Source organism: Mucilaginibacter paludis DSM 18603, from assembly GCF_000166195.2.
GTDB classification, from domain to species: domain Bacteria; phylum Bacteroidota; class Bacteroidia; order Sphingobacteriales; family Sphingobacteriaceae; genus Mucilaginibacter; species Mucilaginibacter paludis.
This window is the reverse complement of sequence record NZ_CM001403.1, coordinates 3584044-3599023: the sequence shown is the minus strand read 5'-3', so window position 1 is coordinate 3599023 and position 14980 is coordinate 3584044. Positions and strand designations below refer to the sequence as shown.

Annotated in this window: 12 protein-coding genes; all 12 read left to right on the top strand. The window is 43.1% G+C overall.

The features are described from left to right. Window positions 1-31: 31 nt before the first annotated feature. The 12 genes from MUCPA_RS15210 (at window position 32) to MUCPA_RS15160 (ending at window position 14979) form a co-directional block, all read left to right on the top strand. Window positions 32-568, top strand: a complete 537-nt coding sequence (locus MUCPA_RS15210; RefSeq protein WP_008507541.1) for a hypothetical protein — start codon at window positions 32-34, stop codon at window positions 566-568. 534 nt (window positions 569-1102) lie between these two features. Further along, entirely contained in the window at window positions 1103-1951 is an 849-nt protein-coding gene (gene ypfJ, locus MUCPA_RS15200) for a KPN_02809 family neutral zinc metallopeptidase (RefSeq protein WP_008507539.1), read from the top strand. A 307-nt stretch (window positions 1952-2258) separates the two neighbouring features. Then, window positions 2259-2771, top strand: coding sequence for a hypothetical protein (locus MUCPA_RS15195; RefSeq protein ID WP_008507537.1), 513 nt, complete (start codon window positions 2259-2261; stop codon window positions 2769-2771). 265 nt (window positions 2772-3036) lie between these two features. Beyond that, on the top strand, window positions 3037-6516 hold the full coding sequence (locus MUCPA_RS38880) for a preprotein translocase subunit SecA (protein WP_008507536.1): 3480 nt from the start codon (window positions 3037-3039) through the stop codon (window positions 6514-6516). A gap of 88 nt (window positions 6517-6604) precedes the next feature. After that, entirely contained in the window at window positions 6605-7078 is a 474-nt protein-coding gene (locus tag MUCPA_RS15185; protein ID WP_008507534.1) for an SPOR domain-containing protein, read from the top strand. Further along, window positions 7071-8255, top strand: a complete 1185-nt coding sequence (locus tag MUCPA_RS15180; RefSeq protein WP_008507533.1) for a M20 metallopeptidase family protein — start codon at window positions 7071-7073, stop codon at window positions 8253-8255. The genes MUCPA_RS15185 and MUCPA_RS15180 overlap by 8 nt, the downstream gene beginning before the upstream one ends. A gap of 72 nt (window positions 8256-8327) precedes the next feature. Beyond that, window positions 8328-9257, top strand: coding sequence for a hypothetical protein (locus MUCPA_RS15175; protein ID WP_008507531.1), 930 nt, complete (start codon window positions 8328-8330; stop codon window positions 9255-9257). Between the two features lie 80 nt (window positions 9258-9337). Next, on the top strand, window positions 9338-10333 hold the full coding sequence (locus MUCPA_RS15170) for a hypothetical protein (protein WP_008507529.1): 996 nt from the start codon (window positions 9338-9340) through the stop codon (window positions 10331-10333). 568 nt (window positions 10334-10901) lie between these two features. Then, complete coding sequence (locus MUCPA_RS15165; RefSeq protein WP_050982115.1) at window positions 10902-13742, top strand: T9SS type A sorting domain-containing protein; 2841 nt, start codon at window positions 10902-10904, stop codon at window positions 13740-13742. A 561-nt stretch (window positions 13743-14303) separates the two neighbouring features. After that, entirely contained in the window at window positions 14304-14480 is a 177-nt protein-coding gene (locus MUCPA_RS38280) for a hypothetical protein (RefSeq protein WP_008507524.1), read from the top strand. A 1-nt stretch (window position 14481) separates the two neighbouring features. Continuing rightward, window positions 14482-14604 (top strand): hypothetical protein, encoded by a 123-nt coding sequence (locus MUCPA_RS39245; protein ID WP_008507523.1) that lies wholly within the window; start codon window positions 14482-14484, stop codon window positions 14602-14604. A gap of 30 nt (window positions 14605-14634) precedes the next feature. After that, a complete protein-coding gene (locus MUCPA_RS15160) occupies window positions 14635-14979 on the top strand; it encodes a DoxX family protein (RefSeq protein WP_008507521.1) in 345 nt (114 codons plus the stop codon). The last annotated feature ends 1 nt before the right edge of the window (window position 14980 follow it).

The window sequence follows — 14980 nt, the reverse complement described above, 5'->3', positions numbered from 1 at the left end:
CTCCCCTTTTTGGGGAGGGCTTTTCATTAATATGCGTAAAACTTTCCGCCGTTCACCTTTTACATCACTGGCTTTAAGCTCCTTGCTTCTTGCCTGCTGCTTCCTGCTTCTCTTCCCCTCCTGTAGTTTTAACCCCAATTACCAGGGTAAAGGTACCGCCATTATACAAGGCGAATGGAAACAGGATACCGTTGAAAAGCAGAAGCAACTGGTTAGTTATGCCCTGTATAATTTCAGGTTCAGCTGCGATTCCTTTTATGTGTGCATTGCGTCGGTAAGTAAGGTAAACTATGGTGCTGATACCTGTATGAACAAGGGCCGCTGGCAGGAATATGCCAAAGGTACCTACGAACAAAAAAGCGATACCCTGCACCTGAACGGTTTTTTCTGTAATGCGGATTATACGCTGAAAAAAGAGGGAGGTTGTTTCCGTTTCGGTGCGTATGATGAAAGCTTTAAGCTCAGCACTGCGGGCGATTCCACCATCAATCTGTTATCCTTTAGCAATACTATCCCCATGCGTTTAAAGCTGGTGAAGCGCATTCCCTGCGTACCCAGAGCTTTATAATGATGTCTATGTAAGCTATTGATTATCAATGCTAAATTTCTATCCGTCATGTCATCCCGACGTGAGGAGAGACCTTTTGCGCGCGATAAGCATGCAGCATATCGGGTGCGCTGATTGTCAATCGCTTATTTTGCGTTAATAATCAGTATTCATAATTTAGATCATCGGCCCGCTCAATTGCCGCGGGAAGGGGCTTGTCACTTTTTGTCTTGATACAAAAAGTAACCAAAAAAATCAAGACTGCCCGATCCTTCCGCCCACAGGCCAACTCCTGGCCCGGCGTGCAGTCAGGCTTTTGCGCACTTTTCTTTCTGCACCTCACAGTCTGCGAAGGTTCAAACGTCATCCCTATTTTTTTCGGCCCGCCGGGTCCGTTACTTATAATGATGTCTTCTATAAACCAAATTGCCAGTTACCAGGCAACTCTGGTTTTTGCCGCATGATATTTTACCGGGCTTATTTACATCTTCATTAATTTCAAGCAAAACAATCACCAGTACTTGCGGTTAATAATTTTAATTAAAATGAATTATTATGAAGTGGTTTGGTGGCCGCGAAAGCGGAAATGTAGAAGATGGTAACGGAAGCGGCGGCAAGGGTTTGGCTTTTGGCGGTGGTATCTTAGGTATTATTGGTTTTTTATTTTACCTGTTTACCGGTACTAATCCTACACAATCTATCAACCAAACCGGTTCCGATTCATCGCGGCAGCAAAGCACCCAATACGGCCCGAAGAGTATGCAGCGCAAATTTATCGGGGTAGTTTTAGCCGGTACCGAAGACGTATGGGACAGCCTGTTCCGGGCGCAGGGTAAAACTTACATTAAACCTAAACTTTATTTATATAGCGAAGGTGTAGAAGCCGGTTGTGGTTTTGCCAGCTCGGCCACAGGCCCGTTTTATTGCCCTGCGGACAGTAAGGTTTACCTGGATACGGCCTTTTTTAACGACTTACAAAATCGTTTCCATGCACCCGGACTGGCGGCAGAAGCGTATGTAATAGCGCACGAAGTGGGCCACCATGTTCAAAACTTGTTAGGCGTTTCGGCACAGATGGACCAGGCCCGTAGCCGCTTAAGCCAGAGCGAATACAATAAACTATCAGTTAAACTTGAGCTGCAGGCCGATTTTTATGCCGGGGTTTGGGCACATTATGAACAGGCTCCCGGAAAAGGAATTGTAATTGAGCGCTCAGATATCGACTCGGTGCTCAACGCCGCACATGCCATCGGCGATGACCGACTGCAAAAACAGGCTACCGGACACGTATCGCCGGATAGTTTTACCCACGGCACATCTGAGCAACGGGCTTACTGGTTTAAAAAAGGTTTTGATAGTGGCGATATTAGGCAAGGAAATACTTTTGAGGCTCGGGAATTATAGCGGGATCAAATGATTTTAATTGGGCTGTAAGATTTGGGATCAAAGTCTAATTGCTCAATGCTGAAATCACCATTATTGATGGTAATCGGAGGTAGCTTAAATTCAGGCATTTAAGTTCCCTTTTCTTTTATGTAATATCTACGTTAGGCCTGATATCACGGTTCAATGGTTTTTTCTTCGCTCGGCGGACTTGGTCATTCTACCTTTACGGCTCATTATTTTGGCCGATGTTTTTTATTCTTCTTTTGTGGTTAAAACCGTCAGCTACATTTAACTATTTTATTTTTCTTTGTAATAAAAAAGCCAAATGCGTCGGGAAAAATACGAACACTTGCCTGTTTACCGTAAATCTCAAGAAATATTTGAGTTGGTTGAAATTATTGCCGACGCATTAAAGGAAGATGAAATGAAGGAATCCCTGGCGGGGCAAATGTGGACTAACGCGGCTTTAATACAAGCAAAAATTGCCGGGGCAGAAGGCGGAGGCATATACACTTTAAGAATGCAAAACGCAGTATTGATCAAGCTGGCCGTCCAAGATATGTTTAACGCCATATCCTTTGCGGAGATGGTTAATATAAACGAAGAGGATTATGTACAGCTGATGCGCGAAAAGATTGAAGAGTTCCGCTTGGTTTTTGTGGATTGGATCCGTGGTTTCGATAAAACTTACGATATCCCGGATAATTGGGCTATCCGATTTGATACCAGCACGCCCGAGCAGGAAAAGCTGGAAGAGCTGAGGTTTAATGATGATGAGCGTTTTTTTAACGATTTTGACGATGATGATGAGTTTGGTGATGAAAACGAGGAAGAATGATAATTAATACACGAATAGAAACTAATTTCACCAATCATCTGAAACGCTGGTTCCGTCAATCAACCGAATTTAACTACCGATTAGTTGCGCCCGGCTATGATCGCCTGCCGACTTATTAACACCTTCAAACCCAGATTAACACACTATTAAACAAAAACTACCTGTAATTTCATCTATAAAGCGTAATTTAGCCTGTCATAATGGCTTTTAACCTGCTATGGCTCAATTGTTGCCTTAGCCTTAATTTATTATCAAAATACACAGCATGTTGGGATTTATCAGTAAGCTTTTTGGGAACAAGTCGGACAGAGATGTTAAGACTATACAACCTATAGTTGAAAAAATAAAAGCGGAGTTTGCCAAATTAGGCACGTTAAGTAACGATGAATTAAGGGCAAAAACCCTTGATTTTAAAGAGAGGATCAAAAACGGCTTGGCTGATATTGATGCTGCGTTACAATCAGTTAAAACCCAGGCCGAAAATCCGGATTTGGATGTTAGCGAAAAGGTTGACCTGTATACCCAGATTGACAAGATAGAAAAAGACCGTAACAAAGAGTTAGAGGTAATATTATTGCAAATACTGCCCGAAGCCTTTGCCGTTGTTAAAGAAACCGCTAAACGTTTTACCGAAAATAAAACTATTGAGGTTACCGCAACGCCGTTTGACCGCGAATTGGCCGCCATAAAAAAGAATGTAATTATCAATGGCGATAAAGCCGTACACCATAACAGTTGGATTGCTGCCGGTAACGAAGTTACCTGGAACATGGTACATTACGATGTGCAGTTATTAGGTGGTGTGGTATTGCACCAGGGTAAAATTGCCGAAATGGCCACTGGTGAAGGTAAAACGCTGGTTGCTACGTTACCTGCTTATTTAAATGCCATTGCCGGCGAAGGCGTACACATTGTAACTGTGAACGATTACCTGGCCCGACGTGACTCGGAGTGGATGGGCCCGTTATATGAGTTTCATGGCTTATCTGTTGATTGTATTGACAGGCACGAGCCCAACAGCGAGGAACGCCGCAATGCTTACTTAGCCGATATTACCTTTGGTACCAATAACGAGTTCGGTTTTGACTACCTGCGTGACAATATGACACGTAGCCCCGAAGAATTGGTGCAACGCAAACTGCATTATGCCATGGTTGATGAGGTGGATTCAGTTTTAATTGACGACGCCCGTACACCGCTGATCATCTCAGGCCCTATTCCGCGTGGCGATGAGCATGAGTTTTATGAACTTAAACCACGTATAGAGCGTTTGGTGAATACACAAAAAAATTATGTTTTGGGTGTATTAAATGAAGCCAAGAAACTGATTAACGATGGTAAAACCGGCGTTGAAGATGGTGGACTGGCCCTATTGCGTGCGCACCGCGGTTTGCCAAAAAACAAAGCCTTAATTAAGTTTTTAAGCGAGGGTGGTAACAAAACCATTCTGCAAAAAACCGAGAATTACTATATGCAGGATTCGGCAAAGGAAATGCCGAAGGTTGATGCCGAGTTATATTTCATCATCGACGAAAAAAACAACCAGGTTGAACTAAGCGAGAAAGGTATCGAGTTGATCACAACTTCGGGCGAAGATCCTCACTTTTTTGTGATGCCTGATGTGGGCGGCGAGGTTGCTGATATTGAAAAATCAGCTTTAACTATCGAAGAAAAAGTTGCTAAGAAGGATGCCCTGATGCGCGATTTTTCTATCAAGTCTGAACGGATCCACTCCATTAACCAATTACTAAAGGCTTATACTTTGTTTGAAAAAGATGTTGAATACATTTTGGACGAGGGCAAAGTTAAGATTGTAGATGAGCAAACAGGCCGTGTTTTAGATGGTCGCCGTTACTCGGATGGTTTGCACCAGGCTATTGAAGCTAAGGAAAACGTTAAAGTTGAGGATGCATCACAAACTTTTGCTACCGTTACTTTACAAAACTACTTCAGGATGTACCACAAGCTTTGCGGTATGACGGGTACTGCCGTAACCGAAGCCGGTGAGTTTTGGGAAATATACAAACTGGATGTGGTTGAAATACCAACCAATACGCCAACCAGCCGTAGCGATTACCAGGATCTGGTTTATCGTACCGTGCGCGAAAAATACAACGCCGTTGCTGGCGAAATTCAAACTTTAGTATTCCCATACTCGCATTACGAGCCGCAGTACGAAAAGGATAAAGAAGGCAAAATAAAAATGAGCGCCGGCAAGCCGGTTGTTAAATTTGACAGCGCCGGAAAGCCCGTGCCTCAGTTAGATGGTAAAGGAAGTTTAATACCTGCTCCAAACCCGTTAACGGGCCAGCTTGAACCACGGGCCGGTCGCCCGGTGCTGGTAGGTACCACCTCGGTGGAAATTTCTGAATTGCTGAGCCGCATGTTGAAACTACGCGGTATTAAGCACAATGTACTGAACGCCAAAATGCACCAAAAAGAAGCCGATATTGTGGCCGAAGCCGGTAAAAGTGGCACCGTTACCATTGCTACCAACATGGCTGGCCGTGGTACGGATATTAAGCTGGGCGAAGGCGTTAAGGATGTTGGTGGTTTAGCCATTGTAGGTACCGAGCGCCATGAGTCGCGCCGTGTTGACCGCCAGTTGCGTGGTCGTGCCGGTCGTCAGGGCGATCCAGGGTCTTCACAGTTCTTCGTGTCGTTGGAAGATGATCTGATGCGTTTATTCGGTTCAGAACGGATTTCCAGCCTGATGGTAAAAATGGGAATTGAAGAGGGCGAGGTAATTCAGCACTCCATGATCACCAATTCTATCGAGCGGGCTCAAAAGAAGGTGGAAGAAAATAACTTTGGCATCCGTAAGCGCTTGCTGGAATATGACGACGTGATGAACTCGCAGCGTACCGTAATTTATACCAAACGTAAAAATGCTTTATTTGGCGAACGTCTGGATGTTGATTTGAGCAACACCATTTTTGATGTAGCTGACGATGTAGTTGCCGAGTATAAAGGCGAAAATAATTACGAAGGATTTAAACTGGAAGTGATCCGCCTATTCTCGCTTGATGTGGACATCAGCGAAGATGAATTTGCCAGTCTTTCTGCCAATAAATTAACCGATAAAACATTCCACCAGGTAACCGATTTTTATAAGCGTAAGGCTGAGGCTATTGCCAACCAGGCCTACCCTGTGTTAAAGGATGTTTATGATAACCGCCAGGGAATTGAAAACATTATAGTACCATTTACCGACGGCATACACGGCTTACAGATTGCCGTTCCGTTAAAGAAGGCGATTGATAACCATGGGCAGGAAGTGTTTAAATCGTTCGAGAAGAATGTAACGCTTACCTTTATCGATGATGCCTGGAAAGAGCACTTGCGCGAGATGGACGAGTTGAAACAATCTGTTCAAAATGCGGTGTACGAACAAAAGGACCCTTTATTGGTTTATAAGTTTGAAGCTTTTGAACTGTTCCGCCAGATGCTGGCCAATGTGAATAAAGAAATTGTAAGTTTCTTGTTCCGAGGTGGCATCCCGATGCAACAGGAAGAGGAAGTGCAGGAAGCAAGGCCTCAGCCAAAAACCGATATGCGTAACATGCGTACATCAAAACCGGAGCTGGCTCACGAAACCAACGGCGTACCAACCTTGGTTGATGATACCCGCGAAGTTCAAAAGCAAATGCCAGTAAAGGCCGAACAAAAAATTGGCCGTAACGATCCTTGCCCTTGTGGTAGCGGTAAAAAGTTTAAAAACTGTCATGGTGTAGGTGTGGCCTAAGGCCCCCACCCAACCCTCCCCGGTAGGGATGACTTTACAAATTAAAAAATTTCCCTATCGGGGAGATTTATAATGCTTAAATTATAAAATGAAAGATAGCAATACCATATCCTTTTTGCGCTGTAAAGCATTAAGGTATGGTATTGCTTTTTTTATGCTGATATCGGCCGCTACGATGGCGCAAACACCGGGCAAGGTTACAGTTGTTAAAGATGCCCGGATTGATAGCCTGATAGCGTTGCGTATCGCATTGAGTAAGGCGCCTGCCGGAGCCAATACCGGCGTTTATGCACCGGCCTCGGGTACTGGGTACCGGGTGCAGATATTTTCGGGCTCAAACCGCAGTGAAGCCTATAATGCTCAATCTAAATTCAATGAGCTTTACCCGGAATTAAAAACGTACATTATTTACAGCGAACCTAATTTTAAAGTTCGCGCGGGCGATTTCCGTACCCGGCTGGAAGCTTCTAAACTATTGGAGCAACTGCGCTCTCAATTCCCAAGCTTGTTCATCATCTCCGAAAAGATCAATCTGCCCAAAATTGGAAATACCAATGATTAAAGAAAAAATACAGGAACTATCCAAAACCATTTTTAATGATGTGGTAGGCAACCGCCGTCATTTACATGCTAATCCGGAGCTATCCTTCAATGAGCATCAAACATCGGCTTTTGTTGCCGCCCAACTGGATGCCCTGGGTATTCCTTACGAGCACATGGCTGATACCGGTTTGGTAGCCCTGCTTAAAGGTGGCAAACCGTCCGACAGGGTGATTGCACTACGGGCCGATATGGATGCGCTGCCTATTGTAGAGGCTAATGATGTTCCTTATAAATCAACTAATCCGGGAGTAATGCACGCCTGCGGCCATGATGTACATACGTCATCATTATTAGGCACTGCTAAAATATTATCCGAGTTGAAAAATGAATTTGCCGGTACCGTTAAATTTATCTTTCAACCCGCCGAAGAAAAACTACCTGGAGGAGCAAGCCTGATGATTAAAGAAGGCGTATTGGAAAACCCCAAACCGCAGGCCGTATTCGGCCAGCATGTAATGCCTTTGATTGATGCCGGTAAAGTGGGTTTTAGGGCAGGTAAATACATGGCCTCTACGGATGAGATTTATGTTACTGTAAAAGGCAAGGGGGGCCATGGTGCGCAACCTCAGCAAAACATAGACCCGGTTATTATTACCGCCCACATCCTGGTGGCGCTGCAAACTATTGTAAGCCGCACCGCCGATCCAAAACTGCCGTCGGTACTATCCTTTGGTAAGGTAATTGCCAATGGGGCAACCAATGTGATACCTAACGAGGTTTACCTGGAAGGCACCTTCCGTACGCTGGACGAAGCCTGGCGCAAGGAGGCCCACCAAAAAATGAAGAAAATGGCCGAAGGCATTGCCGAAAGTATGGGTGGCAGCTGCGATTTCAATATCATGAATGGTTATCCGTTCCTGATTAACGAGGAGAAGCTTACTGCCGCTACACGTGCCCACGCCGAAGATTATTTAGGCAAAGAGAATGTGCTCGACCTGGATATCTGGATGGCCGCCGAGGATTTTGCCTATTACAGCCAGGTTGCCGATTCGTGCTTTTACCGCTTGGGTACGCGCAACGAAGCGCGTGGAATTACCTCGTCGGTACACACACCAACCTTTGATATAGAAGAGAATGCGCTCGAATTGAGTACCGGCTTAATGGCTTACCTGGCCCTTAAAGAATTAGGTAATTAGGCGATAAGTAACGTTAATCATTTATTTATCAAGTCGTTTTTAGTATGATTGTATAATTTGAATCCCCGATAAATGAAGAAATTCCTGACCGCTATCATGCTTTTAATCGGCACAACGGGCTTTGCGCAACAGATTAACCGATTTAATCCGGATACCATCAGGTCTATCACCATTGATACCAACCTGGTTAATATTAAAGCCCACAAGCTTAACGCGCAGGATTTTATAGATGCCATGCTCAACGATACCGGCTTTTACCAGGCCTTCCGTAATATGAAACGCTATAGCTTTAACGCCGAGAACCGGATTTATACTTACGATAAAAAGAACAAGGTATCGGGTAAAATTTATCGCAAAATACATCACAACAATAAGGGCGCCTATAAAATGGAGTTTGTAGCCAAGCGCGATAGTGGCGACGTTTATAAAAAGAATGGCAAATATGAGTTGTACACTGTAGAGATGTTCGATTACATTTTTATGAACGCCTATAATTCCGATTTTACCAGCGGTGATTCCCCTGCCATCGGTGGCAAGAACGAAGGGTATAAGGCCAAGCTAAAAACCCTGGTATTTACCACCGGACGCAAAGTGCCCGGCATTCCTTTTATAAGTGGAAAAACAGAGATATTTTCGCCGGAGCTGAGACAGTTTTATACTTACCAATTTGCCCGCGGAACTTATTTAGATAGTATACCCGTGTATCGATTTAAGGTGATACCCAAGCCGAGCATTAGTGATGATGATGTGATCATCAAAGAAGTGACCACCATTTTTGATACCCGCACCTTCCAGATTCTGGGCCGTTACATCGATATGAAATTTAAAAACTTCCTGATCGATTTTAACGTGCAGATGAATATCGAATGCAGCAACTTTGACGGCGAGCTGCTCCCCATCAAAATCACCTACCAGGGTAACTGGGATATCCCCTTCCATAAAGAAGAACGCGCCAGCTTTTTAATCGTTCATAAGGATTATAAAAAGGAAAAGAATCAATAAGCGCTTGAAGGGGAATTTCTAATCAGCTGGGTTTGCTGGTCTAACGTATTGCCTTCTATTCATAACAATTAATCTGCAAGATGCCAACAGATATAGCCAGCAAAAGAAGCTTTGTGATGTTCTATCTGGCCTTATTTGGCTTCTGTTTGTTTTATTTTTTAATGGGCTTTGCTGTATTGGAAATAGGCCTAACCGACCATAACAAACATACAAATCAATTTTACGGTGAAGACTTCGGGATGCTCGTGATGTTCGTTGGAATTATCATTTTGACGACTTATACCATACATGCCTATATCAAAAGCGCGCCATCAATCCGGCTTAACAACAACTATATCAAATTTGGTTTAACAACCTACTACTGGAGTAATTTGGAGGAAATCTCCCTGACAGGCAAAAAGCCGTATCTGTTTAGCGACCAAAAGGAGGGAGTAATGCTGAAATTTAAAGATGAAAGGACGCGGTATTTTCTGGATGAAATGTACGCCAATACGCCCGAAATAAAGCAATTTATAAGACACCACATTATTGGCGAGGCAGCGGAACACCAACAACCGAATGAACCCGGTGTTAAAGATGAGCAGTTTGTAAGCTATAAGGGTAAAGCCTGGTTAAATTACAGATCTTTTTTATTGTGGTGTTTTATCGGCCTGCTTATTTATATCGGCATAAATCACATTGGCCATTTGGGTTTATTGATTTTGCTTTTAGGTATCGGCCTGGGTGCCTTCAAGCTTGGTTCGTGGTATGTTTTTTATTTTGATCTTTCAGATAACTATTTCGTTGTAAAAAATCATAATATGTTTTGGGTATCCAGAATTTATGCCTTATCAAATATTCAGCAAATTGTATTTGAGCAGCCGTACAAAATGCCTGGCTCTATCAGGGTTATAACTAAAGACTTTAAAAGCAAATTGTTTAGAGCGGGAACAATTCCCGACAGGCAATGGATTGATCTTAAGGATGAATTGGAAAAAAGAAATGTTACGGTGCGAGATGAGTTTGTGTATGCTATTGTTTTTTATGAATTCACTTTTATTAAAGAAATACGCGAAATTTTTAGAAACCTGAATTAAAACAATAAATTCAAAATATTATCAACCCTCTTTTTTGAGTTGAAACCGCGCATTTGCTGTAAGTGAGATTTGCAAACCGCCTTAAATAGCACATGTTAGTTACGTTTAATTATTATAATTGTAATGCCTACTATAATAGTTGGCAACCAAGACATGAATGGATTACATCCCCAGTTTGCTCACGATCGGAGTAAGGGATCGACCGCGATAAGCAAACATGCCTGCCCCAATGATAAGTATGCCTATTCCTATCAGAATAAGAAGTATTCCAACAATGTTAGTTTTTTGCAAGATAGTATCTATTGCTTGTCACTGGAAAGCTTTGTCTTAATATAACAATGGATTAATTAATGGCGTTAGTTTCTATTATTATACTATATATTTAGTTAACAAGCCATCCGTTTGATTCCCCCCGTAGCTTCCCATGTATGCTCTGTTTCTTTTTTAAAACACAACTATGAGTATACCATATTAAACATGATATTGAAACATGTTTTTATACAGCCCGTATAAATACACAACCAATCAACCTTTCTCGTATCTGCCATTTTTAACGTTAAACTAAATTATGATGATGGCTATCTGTGTCACTTCCGGTAAGCAATTGTTATTTAAGATGTTTTTAGTACTGATGTGCATTACCCAGCTTTGTTTTGCCCAAACCGAACAGCGCCTCAGGTTTTCGGGCTATACGGTAAGCCAAAATACCGGGCAAAATTATGCTCCCTGGCTGAGCGATAGCCTGGATACCCTGGTTGCGGCCGCATGGACAGGCAACGATGTGTGGGTAGATGTTACTTTATCCCTGGCCACACCGGGCAAGGTTACTAAAATATCGTTGTATGATTACCAGGGCGTATTTGAAACACAACCAGCACTTATTTATGCTTTAAAAGGCACCACAAAAACTTTATTGGCCACCTTTACTGGCCCAAGTTACATGGTTTGGGGAGATCATTTCTATAACATCCCTATTGATGCCGATGCCGTTGTAGTACATAAATTTGGCAATAATATCCCCCAGAAAATATTTGTTTATGGTTACCCCGATACCAGCGCGACACCTGTTACCACACCGCCGCCTGTTGTTACGCCTCCTGCTGCGGATCCAGATAGCCTGGTTAAAATACCCATTACCGCCAGCCGTTGGTACCAGTTAAATAATGTAAACAGCGGTTTGGATGCTTTAACCGATGGCATTACAGATGTGGATGTGAATACTGGCTGGGGTAAACTGATAGCTAATTTTGATGCCGTATATCCTGTTGCCGACGGCGAAAAGATCACCTTATCCAAAGTTAAATTTTTTAGTTACCACGGCGGCTTAGATAAGCCCATGACCTTGGCCATCATTAACAGCCAGGGTAAACGTATTAACGTTGGTGTATTTAAAGGGTTTAGCTACAATACCTGGCTCGGCCCTTATCCCGATAGGGCAACCACCGGCGATGCGCAGTTTAATTTAGACAGTACTATTAACGATATTAAATTCCTGGTGATCAACAGTAACGGCGGCTACCCTACCGAAATGGAATTGTACGGTAGCTACAAAGCGCCAAATGCCATACCACCCATGGTACAAAGGCCAACCAAACTCAAACAGTTTTTTGGCATCAACGCCTTTGAGTGGAACTTTGAGAACGGTGCCATCGATCCTACCAAAATAGATTCGGGGCAGATCAGGGCGCTCAAATCGTTTACGCAGGTGAGGCACTATATGGATTGGGAAAAACTGGAGACTGACCAGGGCAGCTACACCTACAACCCCACCCGCAACGGCGGCTGGAATTACGATGCCATATACCAGTTTTGTAAGGATAATGGTATTGAGGTTTTGGCCGACCTAAAGCAGCTGCCAGGCTGGATGGTTGACAGCTACCCGGATAGTTTAAAAGATAGCGAGAGCGTCCCTTTAAAATACGGTAAAGATTTTGCCGACCCGGCATCATACATTGAGCAAGCCAAAACGGCGTTTCAATATGTGGCGCGCTATGGTTCAAACCTGCAGGTTGATAGCGCCTTGCTTAGCGTAAACGGTACCCAGCGCTGGACTGGTGATCAGGTTAATGTGATTAAAAAAGGCATGGGCCTGATTAAATATATTGAGTGCGACAACGAACGCGATAAATGGTGGAAAGGCCGCAAAGGTTTTCAAACCGCCTATGAGTATGCCGCCAACCTGTCTGCTTTTTACGATGGTAATAAAAATACCATGGGGCCGGGTGTGGGCGTGAAAAATGCCGATCCGTCTATCAAAGTAGTAATGTGCGGGTTATCCCATGCCGATCCGGGTTATGTGCGTGGTATGGTTGACTGGTGTAAGCAGCATCGTGGCTATCATGCTGATGGCTCGGTGAACCTTTGCTGGGATGTGATTAACTATCACCTGTACTCAAACGATGCCAATAATTCGCAAAACGGAACGCCGACCCGTGGTATGGCACCCGAGGTTGACCCTTTCACCGCGAAATCGGCCCAGTGTTTTGTTCAAATGGCGCATGAGGTTGCCGGAGACATGCCCGTTTGGGTTACCGAGGTAGGTTATGACCTGAACCAGGGCAGCCCTTACAAAGCCATCCAGATAGGTAACAAAATCCCTTTGCAAACCCAGGCCGACTGGATACTACGCTCATCCCTACTATACGCGCGTAACGGGGTGGACAGGGTGTTTTTTTACCAGATGTATGATGATAATGCCCTCAATCCCATTCAGTTTGGCTCATCAGGCTTAATCAACGACAATAAAACCCGTCGCCCGGCGGCAGATTACCTTTATCAAACCAACAAGCTGTTAGGCGAATACAGCTTTAAACAAACCCTGAATGCCGACCCGATAGTTGACCAATACGATTTAAACGGAAACCCGGCCTATGTTTTGGTAGTGCCCGATGAAAAAGGACGAACTGCCAGTTATTCACTTGATTTACCGGGCACTGATTCTGCCAAAGTGTATACCTTAAAAATTGGGGCCGACAGCATGGATATGCAATACGCCAGGGTAATTAACGGTAAGCTACAAGTAGCGGTAACCGAAACACCGGTATTTGTAATACCTGTTACCGGGTTAATGGCGGTAGGCCGAAGCTTCAATGCGTTCCCCGTAAATAACGAAGCTTTAACAAGCCCCAACACGGTTAGCAAAAATGAATTGAATACTTTAAAGCTATACCCTAACCCGTCGGTGAGTTATGTTAGCGTTAGTTTTAGCAGTGCCGATGTAAGCAACAATATCAATGTACGGATACTCAACGAACAAAGCGGCAAATTGTATAAAGCCTTTACTGCTGTTAAAAGCGAAAAGGATTACTCAACGCTGGTTGATCTGTCTGGCGCGGCAATGGGCGTGTATCTTATCCAGTTGAAGCAGGGGAATACGGTAAGTACTAAAAGGTTGATTAAAATAAATTAGCAGTTTGGTTTTAAAAATAGCTGGCTTAACTTTTTTTTAAGTTGCTGTTAGCCTTCAAATAATAAAGGCTTGGGATCACCCACAGTTTGATGCCATGTTATACCCCTTGAAGCGGGTGAACGTCAATACCGACAAGATGGAAATTATATTGCCGGATTTTACAGAGGCGAAAACGCGTTTAGTAAGGATTTATCCGGCATGAAATTGATTATTAGCCGGTTATTTATAACCGCAGCAGACTAAAGCAAATCATTGCAAGTACACCCTGAAATACTTTTTAATATTATAGTACCAATATTCCTTGATTTTTATAAAGCTTATCTGTAACTTGTTTAACTTATAAAACCTATAGTTCTCCTCTTCAAGTTCTAATTTATTTTAAACAGGAATAAACGGTTCCTGTCCATCTCTTTGCCAGTTGTTTATGATCCTGGCAACGATCTGTCTTCTTATTCCATCTTAAGTTTTCGGGTTTAGAAACCAGGTCATTTTTCTGCCCTGCTAATTTTTATATTCTTTAAAGCCCAATAAACCATCGTATTAAAACTATATAAAAATCAAATGAATAAAATTTCTAAAATCGAATTCGCGATATTAATTATGATCATTGCCATCATATTCATTTCGGAGTACTACTACATTATTTTAAAAGACCATGACCGTGCTCTGTTTATTGGCCTATGGCCACCCACCATGGTGGGCTTGCTGATTTACTTTAACCTTAAAAAGACAAGTTAACATGGAAAATTTAGATCTTATCATACTCACCATACTGGTTACAGTATTGTATGTTGGCTTTGCATGGGGCTTATTTAGCGCACAAAAGAAACAACAGCATCCTAAAAGCGAAACCCTGTTGTAATTATCATCTCACGTTTTAAAACAATTTTTTATGAATACGCTTTCAAATTGCGCCCAGATCATCATTGCACTTTCTGTGTCATATGTATGGATTTTCCGTTATGATAATATTGTAAAAGAGTTTAAACAGTACGAAATCCCCGACCTGCTAAGAAACTTTGTTGGTGCAGCAAAAATATCGCTATCAACACTTTTGGTTTGCGGTATATGGCACCCGGGTTTAATATTGATACCAGCCCTATCAATGGCCGCACTCATGGCATGTGCCCAGGTAGCGCATTTTAAAGTTAAAAACCCATGGTCAAAATTTGTTCCGTCGGCAATATTACTTCTTCTGTGTTTGTTTGTAGCCGGCGTTCATTCCGGGTTAATTTAAC

Bases quoted from the DNA above. Each gene is read 5' to 3' on its own strand.
- MUCPA_RS15210 (WP_008507541.1), top strand. From the start codon at position 32: ATGCGTAAAACTTTCCGCCGTTCACCTTTTACATCACTGGCTTTAAGC.
- ypfJ (WP_008507539.1), top strand. From the start codon at position 1,103: ATGAAGTGGTTTGGTGGCCGCGAAAGCGGAAATGTAGAAGATGGTAAC.
- MUCPA_RS15195 (WP_008507537.1), top strand. From the start codon at position 2,259: ATGCGTCGGGAAAAATACGAACACTTGCCTGTTTACCGTAAATCTCAA.
- MUCPA_RS38880 (WP_008507536.1), top strand. From the start codon at position 3,037: ATGTTGGGATTTATCAGTAAGCTTTTTGGGAACAAGTCGGACAGAGAT.
- MUCPA_RS15185 (WP_008507534.1), top strand. From the start codon at position 6,605: ATGAAAGATAGCAATACCATATCCTTTTTGCGCTGTAAAGCATTAAGG.
- MUCPA_RS15180 (WP_008507533.1), top strand. From the start codon at position 7,071: ATGATTAAAGAAAAAATACAGGAACTATCCAAAACCATTTTTAATGAT.
- MUCPA_RS15175 (WP_008507531.1), top strand. From the start codon at position 8,328: ATGAAGAAATTCCTGACCGCTATCATGCTTTTAATCGGCACAACGGGC.
- MUCPA_RS15170 (WP_008507529.1), top strand. From the start codon at position 9,338: ATGCCAACAGATATAGCCAGCAAAAGAAGCTTTGTGATGTTCTATCTG.
- MUCPA_RS15165 (WP_050982115.1), top strand. From the start codon at position 10,902: ATGATGATGGCTATCTGTGTCACTTCCGGTAAGCAATTGTTATTTAAG.
- MUCPA_RS38280 (WP_008507524.1), top strand. From the start codon at position 14,304: ATGAATAAAATTTCTAAAATCGAATTCGCGATATTAATTATGATCATT.
- MUCPA_RS39245 (WP_008507523.1), top strand. From the start codon at position 14,482: ATGGAAAATTTAGATCTTATCATACTCACCATACTGGTTACAGTATTG.
- MUCPA_RS15160 (WP_008507521.1), top strand. From the start codon at position 14,635: ATGAATACGCTTTCAAATTGCGCCCAGATCATCATTGCACTTTCTGTG.